The sequence below is a fragment of the Paenibacillus sp. FSL P4-0184 genome (genome assembly GCF_038004625.1).
GTDB lineage: Bacteria > Bacillota > Bacilli > Paenibacillales > Paenibacillaceae > Paenibacillus_AQ.
In genome coordinates, this window is the sequence record NZ_JBBORN010000001.1 from 522,054 (window position 1) to 544,130 (window position 22,077).

Annotated in this window: 12 protein-coding genes; 2 read left to right on the forward strand and 10 right to left on the reverse strand. The window is 43.0% G+C overall.

Annotated elements, in window-relative coordinates:
• Nucleotides 1-260: 260 nt before the first annotated feature.
• Nucleotides 261-386, reverse strand: coding sequence for a hypothetical protein (locus tag MKY52_RS02145; protein ID WP_256716199.1), 126 nt, complete (start codon nucleotides 384-386; stop codon nucleotides 261-263).
• 340 nt (nucleotides 387-726) lie between these two features.
• On the opposite strand from MKY52_RS02145, the gene MKY52_RS02150 reads away from it, so the two are divergent.
• Entirely contained in the window at nucleotides 727-3,879 is a 3,153-nt protein-coding gene (locus MKY52_RS02150; protein ID WP_341049573.1) for an amidase family protein, read from the forward strand.
• 219 nt (nucleotides 3,880-4,098) lie between these two features.
• On the opposite strand, the gene sigK is transcribed toward MKY52_RS02150, so the two are convergent.
• The 9 genes from sigK to MKY52_RS02195 form a co-directional block, all read right to left on the reverse strand.
• On the reverse strand, nucleotides 4,099-4,629 hold the full coding sequence (sigK, locus tag MKY52_RS02155) for an RNA polymerase sporulation sigma factor SigK (protein WP_341049575.1): 531 nt from the start codon (nucleotides 4,627-4,629) through the stop codon (nucleotides 4,099-4,101).
• A gap of 134 nt (nucleotides 4,630-4,763) precedes the next feature.
• A complete protein-coding gene (locus MKY52_RS02160) occupies nucleotides 4,764-10,421 on the reverse strand; it encodes an S-layer homology domain-containing protein (protein ID WP_341049577.1) in 5,658 nt (1,885 codons plus the stop codon).
• Between the two features lie 195 nt (nucleotides 10,422-10,616).
• Complete coding sequence (locus tag MKY52_RS02165) at nucleotides 10,617-12,896, reverse strand: GH32 C-terminal domain-containing protein (RefSeq protein ID WP_341049579.1); 2,280 nt, start codon at nucleotides 12,894-12,896, stop codon at nucleotides 10,617-10,619.
• Nucleotides 12,897-12,910: 14 nt separating this feature from the next.
• Nucleotides 12,911-15,367: a PfkB family carbohydrate kinase gene (locus tag MKY52_RS02170; RefSeq protein WP_341049581.1), complete on the reverse strand. Its 2,457-nt coding sequence runs from the start codon at nucleotides 15,365-15,367 to the stop codon at nucleotides 12,911-12,913.
• Between the two features lie 28 nt (nucleotides 15,368-15,395).
• Nucleotides 15,396-17,021: an ABC transporter substrate-binding protein gene (locus MKY52_RS02175; protein ID WP_076107148.1), complete on the reverse strand. Its 1,626-nt coding sequence runs from the start codon at nucleotides 17,019-17,021 to the stop codon at nucleotides 15,396-15,398.
• Between the two features lie 107 nt (nucleotides 17,022-17,128).
• Nucleotides 17,129-18,025, reverse strand: coding sequence for a carbohydrate ABC transporter permease (locus MKY52_RS02180; protein WP_076107150.1), 897 nt, complete (start codon nucleotides 18,023-18,025; stop codon nucleotides 17,129-17,131).
• A gap of 13 nt (nucleotides 18,026-18,038) precedes the next feature.
• Complete coding sequence (locus MKY52_RS02185; protein ID WP_341049584.1) at nucleotides 18,039-18,956, reverse strand: ABC transporter permease; 918 nt, start codon at nucleotides 18,954-18,956, stop codon at nucleotides 18,039-18,041.
• Between the two features lie 269 nt (nucleotides 18,957-19,225).
• Nucleotides 19,226-20,194, reverse strand: a complete 969-nt coding sequence (locus tag MKY52_RS02190) for a LacI family DNA-binding transcriptional regulator (RefSeq protein WP_341049585.1) — start codon at nucleotides 20,192-20,194, stop codon at nucleotides 19,226-19,228.
• Nucleotides 20,195-20,311: 117 nt separating this feature from the next.
• The gene (locus tag MKY52_RS02195) at nucleotides 20,312-21,055 is read right to left on the reverse strand and encodes an NADPH-dependent F420 reductase (RefSeq protein ID WP_076107156.1); all 744 of its coding nucleotides are present in this window, start codon (nucleotides 21,053-21,055) and stop codon (nucleotides 20,312-20,314) included.
• Between the two features lie 130 nt (nucleotides 21,056-21,185).
• On the opposite strand from MKY52_RS02195, the gene MKY52_RS02200 reads away from it, so the two are divergent.
• Entirely contained in the window at nucleotides 21,186-21,551 is a 366-nt protein-coding gene (locus MKY52_RS02200; protein ID WP_076107158.1) for a winged helix-turn-helix transcriptional regulator, read from the forward strand.
• Nucleotides 21,552-22,077 lie beyond the last annotated feature (526 nt).

Below are 22,077 nucleotides of genomic sequence, written 5' to 3' on the forward strand. Positions count from 1 at the left end.
AACAATTAATTGATCAATCAACTCTAAGTGAGATTATTCATACTCGTTAAATTGCGTCTAACAATATCCTCGGTTTCAATATGATAGCCACCGTTTTTCACACGTAGAGCAATACATTCAATATTTAGCCGAACATCTGCTAGTCCCACATAAAACACAATAATTTCAAAGCCTTATTCCTTTGTATCCCTCATCTGCCTTATAACGTTACCACCCGCTAAAGTGGTTTCCACAATGAAATCCCACTTATTCCAGATATACTACCTGGCTATTCTTATGGCTTCTTTCCCAGCAGATAATTTACTCTTTTCAGGATGCCCATTATTGATCTTGCGGGCTAGTGCATCTGGAATCATCAGTGATTCTGCTTTATGCCATTCTCCCATATAGAAATCTTCCACTTTCATGAAATGAAAAACATAATATTCTCCGTTAATTATTAGCTGTTCCTCTTCTTTTGGATTTCGTGAAATTCAAGGTTTTTGATGATGCAGCCGGATGATGATACTCAATATCCTACGGACCCTAAAACCTATCATATAACGTTATCTATTTAACAAAATAGTTTACACATACATTACACGTAATAATTAAAAAAGCCTTTTTCTCCTTTTTATAAACTCAAAATATATTAAATTCATAATATTTATTGACTGAAACAAATACAAGTGTTATATTTCCTAACATTAAATAATAAAATACATAAAGGAAAAGGAGATTACGCACATGAATAAGTTCAAACGTCTACGTGAAACAAAAAGAGATCATTCTGGTTCCACCCGATCTGAATATTCACCAGCAAAAAAAAATTGGAGTAAAAAGCAATTTATAGCTACTTCAATTGTGTTATCTGTTATTGCTACGAGTATAATTCCGTTCCAAACAGCTGACGCTTTAACTAGAGTTACTTCAGAAAGTGGCACAGTATGGGAGATTCACGATGTTTTTGCTCCTAGCTTAGACACAGGAAGTTTACGTACAGTTGGTGCTACACAAGTACAAGGTTTCGGCAATATCTTTGTTAAAGTGTCCTCGCCTTCAGCTCCACTGATGAATGGTCAAATGATGCGTGGGTTTGACTTGAAATACGATGGCGTTAATAAGTTTACTTCGGCTCAATCTGTAAATCTAGGAAATGTAACTGTAACACGTGAGGTGTATGTGGATACTATTCATAATCGAACGAGATTCTTTGATACATTCACTAATAAAAATGATGTCGCTATAAAAGTTGATGTATCATTCGGTGGCTCTTTAGGATATGGTACAACAACAAATGCTTCAGTAGTTAAGGCAACCTACTCAGGCGATCTAAAGGTAACAACAGATGATTCATGGATTGTTGTAGATAGCAGTGCCAGAAACAATAAGCCGCTAGGCGTTGCAGTGGGATCACCAAAACCGTTTGATAATGGATTAACAGGTCTAGGGAATCAGCAACAGGATCCATTCACAGTACCCTTAGCTGAGTATGGAAATGAAGCGAATTTCTATGGGTTCATTAATTCACTAAATATTGGGCCGGGCGAATCGAAGTCCCTAGTAAATTATGTACAAGTTGGAGAAGCTGGTGAAGAAGGGTTGAAAAATCTGGTTGCTATGCTAGATGGACTTAATAGTCTGCTGGATGTAACAGGATTAACAAAAGCACAAATTCGTTCAATTAGCAACTGGGATATATCTGCTATAGAGGGACTTGATACTGGAGATCATCTGGATATTCCAAATGCTCCTGCGGCCAAAGAATTAATAACTTCATCGCCGTATGATGTTAAGAATAAATCAATTGCAGAAATGCAGAAGGATATGATTAATGGTAAAACTACTTCTGTACAAATTACTCAAGCCTATTTAGATAGAATTAAGGTATACGATGAGGGACAATTGGGATTCCATGCATTCCTGCATGTATCTAAAACTGCGCTTAACCAAGCAAAAGCTGCTGACGATGCCCGTGCACAAGGTGTAAAAGGTGATTTATTGGGTATTCCAATTGCGATAAAAGATATTTATGACACAAAGGATATGCCTACTACAGGTGGCAGTAAAGCTCTTGAAGGCTGGCAGCCTGATTCCGATGCATTCCAAGTGAAAAAGCTGCGGGAAGCTGGAGCTGTAATTATTGGTAAAGTAAATACTTCTGAGTTTGCTAACAGCGGAAGCTTTAGTGAGAGCGGCTGGCAGCAAACATGGAATGCACTCTATCCATCAAAAACATCTTTTGGCTCAAGCGGCGGGTCTGCAGTATCTGTTGCAGCTGATTTTGCAGCAGCAGCAATGGGATCGCAAACAGGGGTATCTCTCTATGCACCAACTACAGGCGCTAGCTTAAAAAGCTTCCGGGGTACAGACGGTATGGCAAGTACTACAGGAGTACTTCCACTCACTTGGGGACAAGATTATGCAGGTCCCATTGCTAAAACAGTAACTGACCTAGCTATTATATTGAATACTACAACGGGTACGGACCCACAAGATATTTTCACAGTCACTGCTGATGCAGATCATAAGCGTCCAGTGGATTGGAAGGAATCTCTGGATGCTAATGCATTGAAAGGAAAGAAAATTGGATATATCCCTGCATCCTTTGTATCTGCATATGCTGATGATGATACAGGACGGGCAGTGATGGATAAGTTCTCAGAGCTTCAAGCAGCGGGGGCGACAATGATTGAAATGTCAGCTGTACCATCAGGCCCTAGTCGTCCTTCAGGTATTAATGGATCTACTGAAGGTTGGGCACGTTATATTGAGCTTCATAAGGACTTCCCTTATATTGATGGAGCAAGTGTACTAGCTTCAGATAAGGTACTTATCTATAATCAAAGAGGATATAGTACTCCAACTCGTATGACTGAACAAGCTGTACAAGATTACATTAAGTATAGAACCGACTATAAGGAAGTTATTAAAAACTGGATGGACGCGAATGGCGTTGATGCTGTTGTTTATGCAGGTTTTATTAGTGACGTATATAACAATGACGCATCAGCTTCTCAATTAAGTTCTGACCGTAACACGGGCGTATTAACCTCTAATGTGGGTCTCCCTACGGTAGTTGTTCCTGTAGGAACGAATGACAGCGGATATTCTATTTCTATGCAACTAGTTGGTAGAGCATGGGACGATGCAAAAATTTTAGGCATGGGCTACGCTCTTGAGCAACAAAGTCAAGCTAGACTACTTACAACATTTGCTCCAGCACTTCAATATGTTTCAAACTCTACTAATCCTAATCCAAATACAGATAATGGACCAACCAATCCAAATACTGGAAGAGGTACACCTCCAGCAGTAACAACGCCTATACAAACAACGGCACCTGCAGAAACAATAACACCAGCAGATAAGCCGAAAGTTGTTAGTTTTGTAGATACAATGAATCATTGGGCAAATGCAAGCATTGACGCATTAATTGCTAAGGGATTATTGACGGGTTATTCCGATGGAACATTCCGTCCAAATTCAGGTTTGACTCGTGCCGAAGCAATTAAAGTAATTGCAACTTACATGGGACTTGAAGGACAAGAAAGTAACTTTATAGATGTATCTCCAACTCATTGGGCGAATAAGTTTATTGGTGCAGCTGCTGGATCAGGCTTGATGAACGGATATAGTGACGGAAGATTCCGTCCAGATGAGAAGATTAGTCGTGGTGAATTAGCGGCACTAATCACTCGAGCTTTTAAGCTAACAGGTACTGGAAACACATCATTCAAAGATGTTACAAGAAATACATGGTATTATGATTCCATTGATGCACTCGCATCCAATAATATTATTAGAGGATACGCAGACAGTACATTTAAGCCTGAAAAAGATATTACTAGAGCAGAGTTTGCAGCAATTGTTTCCAGATTACTAGGAACTATTAATTAAAAGAAATTCAATTAAAAATGACAGAGTACTCGAGTAACCACGTTTACAGGAAGGGCCATCCCGAAAGGGATGGCCTTATAACTTGCCGTTACAGATAGTACGATGAACCGTATCATAAGTAGGGCGAACTCTATCCACACAAAAAACGACTCATCCGTAGACAAGTCGCTTTTCAAGTTTTATTATTAATGGTTTATTACTGTGTAATTGTCATCAGTCTTACCGCTTCGCCTTATAAAACTCATGATACAACTTCATGAGCGCCCTCTTCTCTATCCGTGAAACATAACTCCGCGAGATCCCCAGCTCCTTAGCAATCTCCCGCTGCGTCCTCTCTTCTCCACCTGTATCCAGCCCAAACCGCCCAACCACAACCTCTTTTTCCCGCTCATCCAAAATGTCTAGGTTGCGATATATCTTGCTCTTCTCAATCTTCAGATCCACTTCTTTAATAACATCATCAGCCTCGGAGCCAAGGATATCGATAAGTGTTATTTCGTTCCCCTCTTTGTCCGTCCCAATTGGATCGTGAAGGGATACGTCTTTACGTGTTTTCTTGAGCGAACGTAGGTGCATCAGAATTTCGTTTTCAATACAACGGGCAGCAAAAGTGGCCAGCTTTGTGCCTTTGTTCGGGCGATAACTCTCAATCACTTTGATCAACCCGATCGTTCCGATGGAGATCAGATCCTCCATGTCTTCCCCAGTGTTATCGAATTTCTTGAGGTTATGGACACGATATGATGTCATTTAGCTAAAGAGTTGTGACGGCAACTTCTTAGGCGATTGAGAAAAATAAAAATATTAATTCATATTACTTCAAAGAAAGCCGGAGTCATGGCGAAGGCTGACATCACTTTGCTTCCCCGGCTTTTCTTTAGTAGTTATTTATTTACTATATCAAGGAATAGCGAGATGACCTGAGCACTTTCTGCACGGTTTACATTTTCATGCGGCATGAATAATTGGTTCCCACGTCCGTTGATTAGGCCAAGCTCCTGTACGGCAGCGACTGCATTTGCAGCCCAGACGCTGATCGTATCGGCATCCTTAAAATTACTCAAGCGGTTAATTGCAACATTCTGTCCTGTATGAAACAGATACGCTTTGTAAATCATTGCCGCCATTTCTTCACGGCTTATGGTTTCCTCTGGCGCAAAAGTATCTATACTTCTTCCGGTAACAATTCCTGCTTCATATGCAGCAGCGATGGAAGAAGCGTACCATTTCGTGGATTTCACATCCTTGAATGTAGCTGTACCCGATGCTTTTATTCCGAGTGCACGAGTGATCAAGGTAGAGAATTCAGCTCTACTCACATTTTGCTTCGGTGCAAATAAAGTCTCACTTACACCTAAAACAATTTTCTTCGCAGCCATCCTCTTAATTACATCACTGGCCCAGTAAGAGGCATTAACATCTTCAAACGATTTGTCGTAAGTAAGAACGGCAAAATTACTGAAGTGGCTCACATTCGCCGTCCATTGATCGCCTGAGAAGATTCCACCCAAAAATTCTAGTCTGTCGTCATCAGTGATGTAATAAATACTCGTCAGATCCTGGCGAGAATTCTTCTTTGCTTTCATCTTAATGGTGACAGGCTTTGACAATTTTTCAAGCGTAAACACCGTTCCATCGGCCTTAACAATAGATAATTTAAAACCGTAGATCTCTCCGGTTAAAGAAATGTTTGCGTGATTCTTGCGTCCAGCTCGTTCGAGCAGTTCTTTGCTTTGCTCTGAAGATAAAGCTTTCATTTCATAAGAAATTTTCGCCTGTTCAAGCTCTTTGGCTGTAACTAGTGCCTGTAATTCCTTTAAAATCTCTGCGGAAACTTCAATTTCCACATCTGCGTTTTTAACCTTAAGAGCATTCTTGCCGTCATTTGCTGCCAAGGTTACCGGAAAGAGCACCTTCCATTCTCCCTTTGCCAACTCGAATGACAAGCTGCGCTGACTATCCGGTTTGCTTGCAGGAATCACAGGTTGACTTGGAGGATCGATTGGATTCGTTGGATTCGTTGGATTCGTTGGATTCGTCGGATTCGTCGGATTCGTCGGATTCGTCGGATTCTGCATCTTAACCGGCACATTAAAATCATCAACATTAATATGTCCGAAGCCGCCTGTAGATTGGTCAACCACCTTGATATAAAGCTCCTGACCAATATACTGTGATGCATCCCAGATCTTCCGTTGATACTCTTCATAATTAGTTGCAGTTTCTTTAAATAGTTCTTTTCCGTCTGATGCCCGGACCAGCGCAACATACAGTTTATCGATATCACGCCCTCCGCTGACTAAGAAGTTGATCTTTCCATTCCCGCCAAGAATAAAATTCTGCGATTTCAGCGTTCCAGTTAAGCTTTCACCGCCAGCTTGCTCGTTGAAGCCCCACAAATGATAGCCGCCTGGAATTTTATGCGACGGATTGAAGTAGATCGTTTCCCAGAAAAATTGGGCATCGGTCACATGAACATCCTGGAAAGCGTCTCCTTCTGCAGTCCAGCCTGTTAAATCGCCTGTGGCAAAGTCATGGTTAGTCAGTTCCGTAATATCGGTATACACGGAGTTATCCCAATTGTCAGGTACATCGACCGGAGCAGCCAGTTCACCCGTCAAGGCATTCATATTCCATACTTCCATCGACTTGACCGTAATATTGTTGTCGGCCCAGACCTGCAACCCCAAGGAATCGTATCTTCCTACGTAGACACGTGTGGTCAGTTTTTTCTTGTTATTAGCAAAGGCTTCGACCACTGAACGGTCCAGGAAGATATGCAGCTTCAGGTTCTCTCCGTCCAGATCCACATATCCGCCTTGGATGCCATCCACGCGAACATCCGGATCAATGCTGCTCTTAGTCCGGTCCACATTGAAGGTCCCGTCCGTCTTATCATAGTAAATCAGTGTTTCCTCCTGGCCGTCATCGGAGCGTCGCACCTTAAGACCGAATTTCTGGGCTTCACCAGGATTAATTTCCATCACAATCTCCAGCATGTCACCTTTGACATTCTGGATCAATTGATTGGCAGTCTGCAAATTTTTGTCTGCAAAATCAACCAATTTAGCGCCTCGTAAACTCTGCAATTCTTGAATCGGCTCAATGCGTAATTCATCATGATCATCCAGGCTTAGGGATATCGGCAGAGCCAGATTATGAGCCCATCCAGCTTGATATTCAGCTTGAGGCGTTCTTACATTCTGCACCATGGAATAAACAACCGTTCTTCCGTCGGGGGTGACCATACCGCTCTCTGCAGTTAAGTAGCCGTCACCTACATCAATTTTGGAAGGTGCGTTCTGATCAGGTATAAATTTATAGTTATCCCGGTCCCAGGTTCCAATCCAGTAAAAGACTTCAACATCTCTTTGTACATCGTTTGTCGGCGGTACTTGCTCTGGCTTTTCATGTGGATTGATCATGAAGATATACTTTTGTTTGCCCAAGCTATCCTTGCCTAACGGTAGGAGTACCGGCAGTTCCCATACCGTGCCTAATTCCGGGTATAAGCTTCTGTCACTTACGTATAAAGGTCCTTTATACTCCCAGTTGTACATATCGTCAGATACATATACCAAAGCTGTACCACTGCTAAAGTCTTTAAGACCGGATGTTACAAGCTGATACCATTTGTCCGTTTCTTTGTCATACCAAACAAACGGGTCCCTGAACTCGTTATGAATACCGTTTCCGTTCTGCTCAGTTACAGGTTCAGGATATTTCTCCCACTTTTCCAAGTTAGGGTCTGACAAATCAGCTGGAGTTGCCAGCCCCGTTCTTTGATTCGGCGACAAAGAATCGTTACCGGCGGTATAGAAAAGAACAGGGTTTCCGTTACGATCATATGCTGCACTGCCTGACCAAGCACCATCCGGATCAAGGATACCCGCTTCTGGCGCAAGCGCAGGTCTCACATTTTCCCAATGCACCATATCATCACTCACCAAATGTCCCCAATGAATTTGATGCCAGTATGGGCCTTGCGGATTATGCTGATAAAATAAATGATATTGACCGTTATAATAAATCGGTGCGTGAGCCTCATTCATCCAGTTTTGCGGAGGCATTGCATGATATTGCGGACGGTGCTGATCACCCTCAAACACACTAGGGTCCTCATCAATATCCTCATTCGGAATTAACGGAACTGTGCCACCGTGAAGCGTCTTTACACTCTCATATTCAGTAAGGATTTCTTGTCCTGTGAGTGCTTTATTCTGCAGTTTAACTTCATCAATAAGTCCACTGAACATATTGTAAGAAAACAGACCTGCCAGCTCTACTGGTTTATTATTTTTTCCGATAACCAGACTCGCTGTAGATGATGTGATTGGAACATTGAGGGGGGTTGCCTGAGAAGCTACTTCTTCACCGTTTAGGTACAATTTAATCTGTCCAACCTTCTTGTCGAAGGTAGCAGCTATATAATTCCATTTGTATTTCTCGAGCGGATGATCATTAACCCATACCTGAATCCACTGGCCACCAATCCCTACCTGCATGGACCACGTGCCGTGCCGGTACATCCCAAGGGAGAAGCCTTCAGCCTTATCCTGATCAGACTGATTCACAATTGCAGACAGCTTATTGCCGTCTCCCCATTCATAGCTGCGAGGAGCAACCCAAGCTTCGATCGTTAGCGCATCGCTTACTGGAATCGTATCCTTTGGATTGACTTCAATATAATTTGAGTATCCATCAAACAGAAGTGCACCACCTTTTACACCGCGCTGAGTCCATCTCGGATCCTTGGAAGACATATATCTTGCATTGTTAAACACATAATTCACATCATGTTGAAGATTTTGCATTTCTTCAAGCGCTTTCTTTCCGACACCTTCATTGAATTTCATAACAAAAATGTTACCCGCACCGTTGGCTTGAAAAGCATCAACGGAGATACTTGCCTGATCAGATTGATCGACAACCTTGATATAAAGCCCCTTATTATAATATTTTTGCATTTCCCAAGAAATAATCTTATTGGAACCGACAGCCCCAGTTTTTGCAAGTTGGGCGTTGGTGGTAGCATCATATAGCGCGACATAGGCATCCTCCGGATGAACGATATCTATAACGGTGAAAGTTATCGTCCCATTCCCTTGAAGTGTGAAGGCACTGGAAGTTAATGAGCCCTCCCCTTCCTTGCTAGACTTGGCATAGAAGCTGCCTTCTTTACCAGAACCACCTTCATCGGTCACTTGAAAAGCATCTCCCTCAACCGTCCACCCCTCAAAGTTTCCGGTCTCAAAGCCGCGATTCGCAATTTCGGTTGGGATAATGTTATCGGCCATAATACCCTCTTCTGGTACAATTTCATTGAAGGTGTTGAAGGCGTCCGCAAAAATCACCCCCCAATCCGATAGCGCATGATCGACGACCTCTATATATAGCCTCTTACCGATATACTTGGACAGGTCGGCTTTATACTGCTCCATATTCGCGAGTCTCAAGCCCTGTGCAGGATCAGGGAAACCAGAATCGTTAAATTCGCTGTTTCCATATCTGGCAATCAAGTTTCCCGTATCCGCATCACTGATGCTGATAAATGCCTGATCTGTATGCTTGCCTCCGCCTAGCCTAAAGGTTATCCAGCCGGTTCCTCCTAACTCAAATGTGCTGGAACGAAGCACTCCTGTCGCCGCTTCGTTGTATTTCCAGCCATTTAGATGGTAAGCGCCTTCCTGGTTATACGGAATTTGTTCCGCCCACCAGGTACTTTCATCTGATATGCTGTCTGGCCCAAACGCCTCGCCATCCACAACGGTCCACCCGTTCAGATCCCCAGTTTCAAAGCTTGGATTCTCGATTTGATATCGGTGGAAATCCGGTTTGATATCTGTGGCATTGATGCCTTGGGCAGGTTCGGATTCATGATACATAAAGAAAGCATCTGCAAAAATCAATCCCCAGTCCGAGGTCGCATTATCTACGATCTCCACATACAGCTTCTTACCTAAATAATTGGATAGATTCGCCTTGTACTGCTCCATATTGGCAAGCCGCATACCCTGAGCGGGATTCGGAAAACCTACGTCTGCAAATACTTTATTGCCATATCTAGCAATCACTTGACCTGTATCCGCTTCCACGATATTTATATACACTTTGTCAGGATTTTTTGCGCCGCCAAGCTTAAAACTTATCCAGCCGCTGCCGCCCAGCTCAAAAGTGCTGGACCGGAGCACTCCTGTAGTAGCCTCGTCATACTTCCAACCATTTAGATGATAACCGCCTTCTTGATTATATGGGATTTGTTCTGCCCACCAGGTGGTCTCGTCCGATACGCTGTTCTCACCAAACGCTTGACCTCTGACAACTGTCCAGCCTGACATATCCCCATTTTCAAATCCCGGGTTCTGAATTTGATAGACTGCATCCGTAACGGACGATTCTATGTTTGCTTTTGAAATAGTTTCTTCTACCACAGTAGGACCTGGCTCAGCTGCAGCCGAGATACTAGGAGCAACAAGCTGAAGTGCCATAACCCCTATCAGCAACCTGTATATCCAAGGTTTTCTGTCTTTAACTTCTCTCATTCAAAAACCTCCTTCATAATTTTTTATTCATGCCGCTTCGATACCTATTTTCGCGATGTTCCCTTGTGCAAGGATGAATAGTCAATGATGATGAAGGGAGAGGAATTAATTAAAGCGCTTTCAGTCAGAGGATTGCAAATCTTATTAATCATTCATTCTTTGAGCCAAATGACAAGAAGCGCCAAGGCGCTTCTGTTACCATATGGATTGCATCTCCCATATTTCTAAATTTTTGACAAAGGGTTCTCGATCTCCCCATATCTCTAACCCCAAAGCATCCTTACGGCTTGGATACACCCGGGTCGTCAGGCTTTTCAACCCGTTGGCATAGGCCTCGACCATGGAGCGGTCTAAATAGATGTGTAGCTTCAGATTCTCCCCTTGCAGCTCCAGCTTACCACCTTGAATTCCGCTACACTTTTCACCAGGGTGCAGTGTCGTTTTCGTACGGTCTACTAAGAGATTGGCTTCATTAAAATCATAATACAGAAGTGTTTCTTCTTCTCTATCCGGTGTACACCGAACTTTGATTCCTAGTTGTGTAGCATTGCAGGGTTCTAGCTCCACTTGAATCTCAAGCATGTCCCCTTGGATATCACTTAGTGATAGATTAGCTTCAGCCAAAGACTTATCCCGAATCGACAGCAGTTTCGTACCTCGCAGGGACTGAAGTTCCTGAATCGGCTCAATTCCCAGTCGTCCGTCTTCCCTCAGATAGACACTTAGAGGCAAACCACCATTATGAGCCCAACCCGATTGATATTCGAGTTCAGCCGTCCGGTCGCCTTGAGCTATGGTAAATATGATCTTTCGTCCAGTCTTCGGATCCACCATTCCACTCGGGCCGGTAAAATGGAAATCACCTACGTCAATCAGTTCCGGCTCCTCTTGATCTGGAATAAATGAAAGATTGAGTTTATCGAGCTGCCCAATCCAATAGAATACCTCGACATCTGCTCCCTTTCCTACTGGACTGACCAATAGGATATGTTTATGTTGGCCCGCTTTGTCTGTTCCCAGAGGGAGAAGCACAGGAAGCTCCCAAATAGGTCCAAGATAAGGGAACTTTTGAATATCCGCTTGAAAGAATGGCCCTTTATACGTCCAGTTCAGCATATCGGGTGACGCAAACCCTAGCGCTGCTCCACCTTCACCTTCGATCCCCGACCCGACCAGTGCAAACCAGCTGTCACCTTCCTTCCAGACAAAAGGATCACGAAAATCTCCGAATGCACCCATGCCCTTCTTCTGTACAATGAGCGGCTCCGGATGTTTGACCCACTGAATCAGATCCGGGTCTTTATCCTGAGAATAAGTGCTCCGGGCAAGAGCAACACTCTGATTTGGTGAAGCACAGTCATTTCCCGCTGTAAAGAATAAGACAGGCAATCCGTCTGCATCATAAGTAGCGCTTCCCGACCAGATTCCGTCCGGTGCCAGCTGATCTTTTTCAGGTGCCAGGGCTACGGGAAGATCACGCCAATGGACCAAATCCTCACTCACCCAATGGCCCCAATGAATATGATAAAAGAATGGTCCTAACGGGTTATGCTGGTAGAACAGATGATACTGGCCCTCAAAATAGATCGGCGCATGAGGTTCATTCATCCAATGTGCGGGTGGAGTAACATGGTACTGCGGTCTGTGTCGATCTCTCAGCAGAGGTGTCCGGTCCAGCTTGATTTCGTCAACATGCAGTTGTGGCTTGACGCCTCCGTGCGTAGAATCTAGCACATGCTGATAAGAAGCGGCTACTTCCTCAGCACTTAAGGCCCGGTTATAAATCTTCAAATCATCAATAATCCCACTGAACATCTGAAGGCTGAACACTTCGATCAGCAAGCTACTGTGATTATTCTTGCCAATGAGTAGATCCGTCTCTGCTGCCTCAGCGAGACGGGAACCGCTCGGCACGTCAGTCGAGGCGATTTCAGTGCCGTTGAGAAACAGTTTAATTTTCCCTTGGGTTCCATCAAATACAGCGTTCACGTATGACCATTCATTCTTGGGCAATTCATAGCCTTCAGGAGACCAAAGCTCCTGCCAGGTTCCTCCTTCTAGCCCAATCTGGAAGGACCAAGAGCCGTGCCGGAACATACCTAGCAGATAACCCTGCTTGCGGTCCATATTGTGACGGTTTACAATAGCAGTCAGCTTACCTTCATGACCTAAGTCATAGGAACGCGGTGCCACCCATACCCCAATACTTAGTGCTGACAAGAATTTTTGATCACAGTTTGTGTCTTCTTCTTTAAAAGAATGGGTAATAGAAGTAGAGTAACCATCGAACAGAAGTCCGCTTCCCATTACGCCCTCTCTCCACTGCGGACCCATCCGTTCGGTAAATTCCGCTTGATTAAATACGGACTCAATATCATCACGGATCTTGGATACACTCTCCAGAGCACTTGCTCCGGTGCCTTCATCAAAGGCCCAGTGCATCATCAGTCCTTGTTCGCTGTTTATGAGACGCATGCAGCATTCCTCCCTTATTTCTGTTCTGAGACAGCATCCGGTATATGAATGGATTTAAGCGTATGGATCTGCAGCGAATCCAATACAACTTGCCCAGATGGAGTACTTACTTCAACTCTATCCATTGGAGCATCAGGGAAGATTTGATCTGTCAATGTAACCAAGCCATGATCTGCATACACTTCAACCGCATTGCGATCCAGCCAGATTTGTAGCTTGATCTTCCCGCCATTCGAGACTAATCTTGCACCATGCTTGTTTTCGAATGTAGGATGGAAATCAGTCACACCTGATTTCGAACGGTCGATGAACAGCCATTGCTGAACAGGATCATATCCGATAACAAGCTCACTCAACCCAGAGGATTTCAGCACTATATGAACCTCTTCACCGAACCGGATATCGATATCTGCTTCAATTTCCAGCAGATCCTCATTCATTTTCTGCAGGAAAGGGGATGCAGGAGTAACGGTGATTCCATTCCAAACCATTAATTCTTTACGCAGCTGCTCTATTTCCCGGACAGGCATCTGGGTAAGCACGACACTTCCGTCCTTGCTGGTCAGGGACAAGGTGCGGGGGAGGGTCATAGCCCCCCTCCAGGAACCGGTAGGCGTCTCATTTGCATACTTCCAGTTACTCATCCATCCAATGATTACGCGACGTCCATCCTGTTCAGGAATATCTGACCAGGTAACTCCCGCATAGTTGTCTCTACCATAATCCAGCCACAGGATATGATCGGACGGATTGTCATTAATGAACGTCTTTCCATCGAACTCTCCTATGAAATATTGCGTACGCGAGCCTTCTGGACAATTGGGATTATCACCGATGCTGATGATAAGAACCCATTTGGATCGCCCGGTGTCATCCACCGGTAGCTGAAACAAATCTGGACATTCCCAAACGCCGTCATGTGAGCCTTCTTCTCTGCCGAATTTACCAGTCAGTGACCATTCACGCAAATTGTCGGATGCATAGAAACGTACATGGTCTCCCGCGACAATAGCCATAATCCACCGCTTACTTTGGGCATGCCAGAAAACCTTCGGATCCCGGAAGTCTATCAAATCATTCTCGGCGAGCACCGGATTCCCGTTATACTTTTGCCAGGTTTGGCCTTTATCACTGCTGTAAGCCAGGCTCTGACGCTGGCGCGGTTGCCCCGTCTCCGGATGGATATCCGCATGCGTAAAGATTGCGACGAGTCCATGGGAATCTTTGAATAAACCACTGCTATTATTCCAGTCAACTACACAGCAGCCGGAGAATATTGCCCCATGCTCATCTGGGAACAATGCAATCGGCGCATGCTGCCAGTGAATCAGGTCTTCACTTATAGCATGGCCCCAATGCATCGGACCCCATTTATTACTGTAAGGATGATATTGATAGAAAAGATGATAGCTTCCCTCATAATAGACTAATCCGTTCGGATCATTCGCCCAGCTCGTGGGAGGTGAGAAATGAAACCCCGGTCTGAAACGATCGGCATTAAACTGTGTATTGGACTCAGACTCAATGATCTGGTTAATCTCTTCTATTGTTGGCATAGACCCAAGAGCCCCTTTCCGTGTTGTAACTAACGCTCCACCGGCATTGGCAAAGGTCAGCATGTTGCTCATTTGCTGGCTGGTTAGATCATGCAAAGAACTTCTGTTTTCCAGGATCTTATATAACAGACATCCTAGAAAAGCGTCGCCGGCACCTGTCGTGTCGATGGTTTTGACCTTAAACCCCGGTACATATCCATCATGATCAGCTACACGGTAATAGCAGCCCTTTTCCGCTAAAGTCACGACAATTAACGCGACTTCAAATTGTTGCTGGAGCTCCAGCGTGCCTTTTTCAACGTCGCTGGTACCAGTTATAAAAGAAAGCTCTTCTTCCGAAATTTTCAGGATATCGGCATAATTCATGCCCCAATAAATATTTTGCCTGGCTTCCTCTTTACTCTCCCATAATGCAAACCGGATATTCGGATCGAACGAGAGCAAAACTCCTGCCTCTTTGGCTTTGAGAACTGCTGTCCTTGTTGCGGTACGGGATGGTTCATGGGTCATGGACAATGAGCCAAAATGCAGAGTCTTGCAGGTTTCAATCCGGCTCAGCGGGATATCCTTCGAGTGCAGGAAGGTATCTGCTCCCGGCTTTCGGAAGAAGCTGAACGTTCTATCTCCCTGGTCATCCAGATGGACAAAAGCCAGTGTTGTATTCGCTTCATTTGTGAAAGATACTTCAGATATATCAACACCACTGCTTAGCAGTGTTCGGTGCAGTATGGAACCGAATTGATCCTCACCGACCTTACTTATCAATGCTGTTCGGGATCCTAATCGGGATAGTGCAGCGGCTACGTTAGCGGGAGCTCCTCCCGGATTGCATTCAAACTGCTCATTCCCCCCAGCTGAACGCCCTGCCGGAGTAAAGTCTATCAATAGTTCTCCTATGGCGATAACATCAAGCACAGTTTCTCTCCACCTATCATCTATTTATTTATTTTTTTAGATTTTCGTTATATCGATCCAGACCGGTTTGATAAATTTCCATCAGTTCTTTCAGACCCATTTTGTCCAGTGTCTTCAGATACTTGTCCCACTCTGCATCTGCGCCGCCATCAACAATGAATCTTCCTCTTTGGGTATTTACATACTTAAGCAGTTCGGGCTCAATTTTATTGATTCTATCCAATTCCTCCGGTTCAAAGAAGATACTCGGATAGTTTTCCTTTTCCATATATGGATTGTAATATTGCTCCAAATCTTTAGCGCGCTGCTGGGCCCGAGGCTCCATATCTACAATTTTTCCGAATTCATCAAAAGTAATGACACCAGGTGCGCCCGATCCCGGAGCAACTTTTTGGCGGAATTCACCTGCAGAGGCTCCATCAGGAAGAGGTAGATTTACCAGTTTCCCGTTTTCGTCCTTCTTGTACACGATATCCAGCGGACCCCAGTGGATTTGAGCAGCCATATAAGGTTCAAACTGCTGATCGATCCAGCGCATGGTTATTTCCGGATTGCTGTTCGCTTTGGTGATTACAAAAGATCCGCGTCCTGGGCCACCGCCATTGGCACGTCCGATGGTTTGATTCCCATCCGGTCCTTTGAGCGGAGACAGAAGAACATAATCCTTGCCTCGCTCGGTTCCGACAACTTCTTCGATTTCCCACCAAACATAAGATCCTAGCGTTTCATCGGTTGTTTTACCCTTAGCCAGATATTGTGCGGCATCTTGGGTGAAAGATTCCGGATCTATCAGACCCGTCTTATACCATTTTTCATGGAAATAATTTAGAGCTTCTTTATATTCAGGCTGAGTCGCGGTAAAAATAACTTTCCCATCACGGACGACCCGGTGCTCCAGATTATCTGGAAGGCCAAAAGCCCCGAATAGTCCAGCAATATCCATACACCACTGCATGTGCATGAAGCTTAACGGGATTTCATCCTGCTTTCCATTGCCGTTCGGATCTTGTGTTTTAAAGGCCAACAGAGCTTCCGTGTATTCATCTAGTGTTTGTGGTACCTTAAGCCCCAGCTTATCTAGCCAAGCTTTATTGATGACGTGGAAGAAGGGATTGGTCCCCAGGTTATTTTCTTCAAAGGACGGTAGCCCGTAGATGTGCCCATCCGGTGCTGTGATCGAGGATTTGATATCAGGTCGACGATCAAGAAGCGCTTTCAAATTAGGTGCATATTGTTCAATTAAATTCTCTAGGGGAATAAGGGTTCCATCCTTACCATAATTGATTAACTCGTAATCAGTGAATCCGGCTGCATAAAAGGCATCCGGCAAATCACCACTCGCAAGTAGCAAATTTTTCTTTTCTGTATAATCGGTATCAGGAATATTGGTCCAGTTAATTTTTACATTGGTGTCTTTTTGAAGACGTTTAAAAATTTCTAGCTCCGAGTATTCCGGTGCCAATGCAGACTTCGGGGATACCATTTTTAAAGTCACTTCATTGTTAACAATCGGAAGACCAGTTTGATTGAATTTCGCTTCCTTATTCTGATTACCAACCGCTTTATTTGCCCCGTTCCCATTTCCAGAACATCCGCTTACCGCAAACGCTCCAGCCAGCATTACAATTCCAGCACCTTTGAATAAAGATTTCACTAATACATAACCTCCCCTTATATCGTTCCACATTCAAAAATCAAATATTTCTTTTCTGCATAAATCATTTGATCCTGTACATCCCCCCTTTCAAGACCCTGTCTATCTCATCCCTTAATTGAGCCAATCATCACGCCTTTAACAAAGTACTTCTGCAGGAACGGATACAAAATCAGTAACGGCAGACTGGATACCATGATGACACCATATTTAATCAGTTCTGTAACACGCATCTTGGCAGCATAGGATTCCACATCGATCATCATGCCTGAACTGACCTGATTCTGAACAAGAATATTTCGAAGCACCAATTGCAGCGGATATTTGGTTCCATCATTCAGGTAAATCAATGCGTCGAAGAATCCGTTCCAGAAGCCGACCACATGGTACAGCACCATAACCGCTAGAATCGATTTTGATAAAGGCAGTACGATGCTCCAGAAGAATCTAGTGTTGGAACATCCGTCAATTGAAGCCGCTTCCCACATCTCATCCGGGATGGAGGATTGAAAGAAGGTTCTTACAATGATGACGTTAAATACACCACCAGCTCCTGGAATAACCAATGCCCACATCGTATTCAGCATATGTAGATCCTTAATCAGCAAATAGGTTGGAATTAGCCCGCCACTAAAGAACATCGTGACCAACAAAAACCACATAATCACAGACTTTCCGGCCAGATCCTTACGGGCTAACGGATAAGCAGCGAATACCGTCACAGCTACGCCAATTAATGTTCCCACTGTTGCATAAAGTATTGAATTTGCGTATCCGATCCATATGGAGGAATCACTGAATATTCGCTCATAACCATCCAAAGTGAAGCCTTTTGGAAACAACCAGACCTCACCTGAGTAGATATAATTAGGGTCACTGAATGATGCTACCAGCACAAAATACAACGGGTATAATACAAGCAGCATAATGATGGTCAACAAAAAGTAGTTGATAATGTCAAACCATGCATCCCCACTGCTCTTTCGCTTCATTAATTTGTTCAAAATAAATTCCTCCTTACCACAGACTGGTTTCTGTCATTTTTTTAGCGATTCGGTTAACGGTGAAAATCAAGATAATATTGATCAGGGAATTGAACAGACCGACTGCCGTAGAAAAGCTATATTGGGCCTTCTGAATCCCCATTTCATACACATAGGTAGGAATGATATTGGAGGTAGCATAATTCAGATCACTCTGCATCAGAAACGCTTTTTCAAAACCGATGCTCATTATATTTCCAAGTGCGAGAATTAACAGAATGACGATCGTCGGCAAAATGCTAGGAATATCCACGTACCATACACGCTTCCATTTACTCGCTCCATCCATAATTGCAGCTTCATGAAGTTCGGGATTAACCCCGGCAAGAGCAGCTAAATAAATAATCGTGGCAAATCCTGTTTCTTGCCATATTCCCGACAATATATACAGAGGGCGGAACCAGCCTGAATCGGCCATAAATAGAATTGGGTCCCCTCCGAAGAAGGTGATCACGTGATTCACAATTCCGCTATTTGGAGACAAAAAAACATTCAGCATACCAACCAGCACAACGGTGGATATAAAGTGCGGAGCATAAATCACTGTCTGCACAAATTTCTTGTAGGTCTTACCCAGCATTTGATTTAGCATAATTGCGATAATAATTGGAGCCGGGAAGCCAAATAGCAACGAAAGGAAACTGAGTGAGAGCGTATTCGTGATAATGTTCCAGAAGTTATAGGAATCGAAAAAATCTCTGAAGTGCTGAAGCCCTACCCACTCACTTCCCCAGATCCCTTGACTTGGAGAGAAATCCTTAAATGCAATTTGCACCCCATACATCGGATAATACTTAAATACAAGGTAAAGGATAATGATCGGCAGTAAAAACAGGTACAATTGATAGTCGCGTTTGAGCCTGCTCCAAAATTTACGCTTTGGTTTGATCATGTAATGATCCGCCCTGCTAGTTGTTGAACTCACTCTTATTCTCCCTTTCGTGTACAAGTAATCATTTTTGAAACGTTTCCAATTTTAGTTCTAGAAAAACTCCAGTTGGTAGGTCTATGCCAATAATCAACTGGATGAGCCGATATTTCCTGTATATTCTAGAAGATCTGGGTATTTTGATTTTTTGAAACGTTTCCAATTTAGAATGAAAAACATCAGATAGTAGATTACTTATGCAGGATGCGCTGACGTTTTTGATCCAAATAGGATTATGTAGTTTCACCTTGCTTGAATATAACAGGGATACGATACACTTGCTTATCTAAAGGTATGCCTTCGATCTTGTTATAGAGCAGTCTGATTGTCATGCGTGCCATCTCTTCCACCGGCTGCCTGATTGTTGATAAAATAGGGTGAAAATAAGGATTATCCTGAATACCATCATAACCGATGACCCTCACATCTTCTGGAATACGAATGCCCTGCTTGCGTGCTCTGTCTATATAGTTGGCTGCCAGCATATCGGTAATGGCAAAAACACCATCTACATCGCCATGCTTGTTGAGGAACTCATTAATATAGGCACTGTCATCCACAATTGGATCTGGTTTCTCGTAGATCACATAATCGATACCCAAAGCTTCCGCTTCATGAATGAATCCTTGTCTCCGGTTCATGGTTTCGCTAAAAACAGAAGTAACACTTCCCATAAAAGCTGGTTTCTTGGCTCCCGCTTTCACAAGCTCCCTTAAAGCAAGACGTCCTCCCTCATAATTATCGGAGGTCACACAGGTAATCTTCTTGTTAAAGTGTCTGTCGATGCTTACAATCGGAATGTCATTACTCACATTATTCTCGATATCGTTGTACGTTATGCCAACAATACCAGCCACTTTATTCTGCCGGAGCATTTCTAGATAATACAGCTCCTTTTCAGGTTTGCCGCCGCTGTTGCATAACATAAGCTTGAAGCCTTCCAGGTCCAATTCATCCTCGATGTAATAAGCCAATTCAGAAAAGAACGGATTCCAGATGCTCGGAAGCAGTAGTGCTACCATCTTAGATTTCTGCATCTTGAAATTCCGGGCCACTTCATTAGGGAAATAATTCAGTTCTTGTATGGCGTCCTCCACTTTTTTGCGTGTCTTGGGTTTTACAGCGCCAGAGTTGTTAATGACTCTGGACACGGTTCCTACAGCAACACCGGCTAAGCTAGCTACATCTTTAATGCTTGTCATTTAACACCCCCGAACTCTCTATAAAAATTATAATAGCATCAAGTTGGAAACGTTTCAATATCTTTTTTTGAAACGTTTCCAACTTGATATAGATATCAATGTTTATATTGCTCTTGACTAGTTCGAGTTCCCCCTCAGATAGGAGTTATATGTTTCTCTGTTTAGCTTCACAATATCTTCATGTGTAAATTCAGCTGAGAAATTTCCTAATACTTTATCCCGTAGGAACGGGGATTTCTCTTTGTTTGCCCTTTTCAAAGCTTCTGTTAGCTCCTCTTTTGTTAGTTCTGTACAGTATGCAGGAGTTCCTGGCTGTTGTCTCCACGAATCACTTAAAGAACCACTATCTATTGCGTCGAAGCCTAGCTCGTTTACTACGTCCATAATGATTTGTTTTTGTGATAGATCATTACCAGCAACCGCCATGGCAATGCGATCACTAGTACCTTCGAGGGTTCCTTTATTCTCAAGAGTATAAGCTAATTGATTATTGAAAGCTTTGATAATAGGTCTACCTAATTGATTTGCAACCCACACACTTTCAACCTTCCCGGCCTCAATTTCTTCAACTTTATTGTCCCTAAAAGGATAATAATTTGAAGTGTCTACAACAATTACTTCCTCACCAGCTTTATCTACAATACTACGAATGCTTGGCATTGCATGAAAAGGGATAGATACGATCAGAACATCAATATTTTTAATTACATCTTCTACACTCACAGGTGTTCCAGCAATCTCTTTTCCTTCTAAACGTTCAATTCCTCGAGCATCCGCAATTTTGACGTCATGTCTATTCATAAATAGTTTATTAGCTATCGTTGTTCCTATTGGTCCTGCACCTATAATTCCAAATCTCATTATTATTCCTCCAGATTGTGTTTTTAAAATATAGATCATATACTAAGCTCAATACTCTAATTTTTGAAGTAGGCAATAAAAATTGCTGTAGTACACTTTTTCGTACTATAGAGAACATAAAGGTGATATGATGGCTAGAATTTGTAAGGATGGCTATGAATTTGAAAAGGATTTTATTAAAGAAAATAGAGAAGTCTATGGAATTTCTTATACTCAAAGTATTCTATCGGGTCGTTGGAAATGTCTCATCCTTTGGTTTCTAAAATCAAAAGAATATCGTTACAATGAAATTAAAGCTTTTTTATGGGATATTTCACAAGGTTCACTTACAAAACAACTACGAGAGCTAGAAGCTGACGGTTTAATTGAACGTAATGTGTTTCCAGAGGTACCTCCACGCGTTGAATATTCATTAACATCAAAAGGGAAGGAATTTATTCCTATCCTTGATTTGATGGGGGATTTAGGGAAGAAATACGGAGAAAAAATAGAATAATAAGCCTATATAACTGCAGACCTTGTATCCATAAAATTTCTGATGTAACGTAAAAGAGTCGAATTCTTATAAGCAAAGAATTCGACTCTTTTACGTATATATTTTTCCCAACATGTCGGCATTCCAATCTGGTTTTCTAATACCTTAGTCAACTATCCTGCCAGTTAGTTCAACAAACGAGAAAAAGCTAAATCATAGAAAACACCTCACCTCTAAGTTCACGTAAGCGGAATAGGCTATTCGTATTTTTGCAGCATTAGCATTTGATTGTATAATGAAATCCCAAATAATAATAAGCGCGATGGAATAAGCATTTATTAGCTGTATAAAAAACACTATTTTTCAAATAAATATTTTGAGTATAGCGCGTATAAATCCTAATCAAACTAATTCTCATTTAGAACAATTGGATCACATAGTCAACATAATTCACCTCACACAGGGATTTCTCTGTATTAAGGAATACGCAGTTGTATTTCATAACCAGTAATCTAGCCATCGCTTGTCGCATTTATAAAGCCACTTG

Bases quoted from the DNA above. Each gene is read 5' to 3' on its own strand.
- MKY52_RS02145 (WP_256716199.1), bottom strand. From the start codon at position 386: ATGGGAGAATGGCATAAAGCAGAATCACTGATGATTCCAGATGCACTA.
- MKY52_RS02150 (WP_341049573.1), top strand. From the start codon at position 727: ATGAATAAGTTCAAACGTCTACGTGAAACAAAAAGAGATCATTCTGGT.
- sigK (WP_341049575.1), bottom strand. From the start codon at position 4,629: ATGACATCATATCGTGTCCATAACCTCAAGAAATTCGATAACACTGGG.
- MKY52_RS02160 (WP_341049577.1), bottom strand. From the start codon at position 10,421: ATGAGAGAAGTTAAAGACAGAAAACCTTGGATATACAGGTTGCTGATA.
- MKY52_RS02165 (WP_341049579.1), bottom strand. From the start codon at position 12,896: ATGCGTCTCATAAACAGCGAACAAGGACTGATGATGCACTGGGCCTTT.
- MKY52_RS02185 (WP_341049584.1), bottom strand. From the start codon at position 18,956: ATGATCAAACCAAAGCGTAAATTTTGGAGCAGGCTCAAACGCGACTAT.
- MKY52_RS02190 (WP_341049585.1), bottom strand. From the start codon at position 20,194: ATGACAAGCATTAAAGATGTAGCTAGCTTAGCCGGTGTTGCTGTAGGA.
- MKY52_RS02195 (WP_076107156.1), bottom strand. From the start codon at position 21,055: ATGAGATTTGGAATTATAGGTGCAGGACCAATAGGAACAACGATAGCT.
- MKY52_RS02200 (WP_076107158.1), top strand. From the start codon at position 21,186: ATGGCTAGAATTTGTAAGGATGGCTATGAATTTGAAAAGGATTTTATT.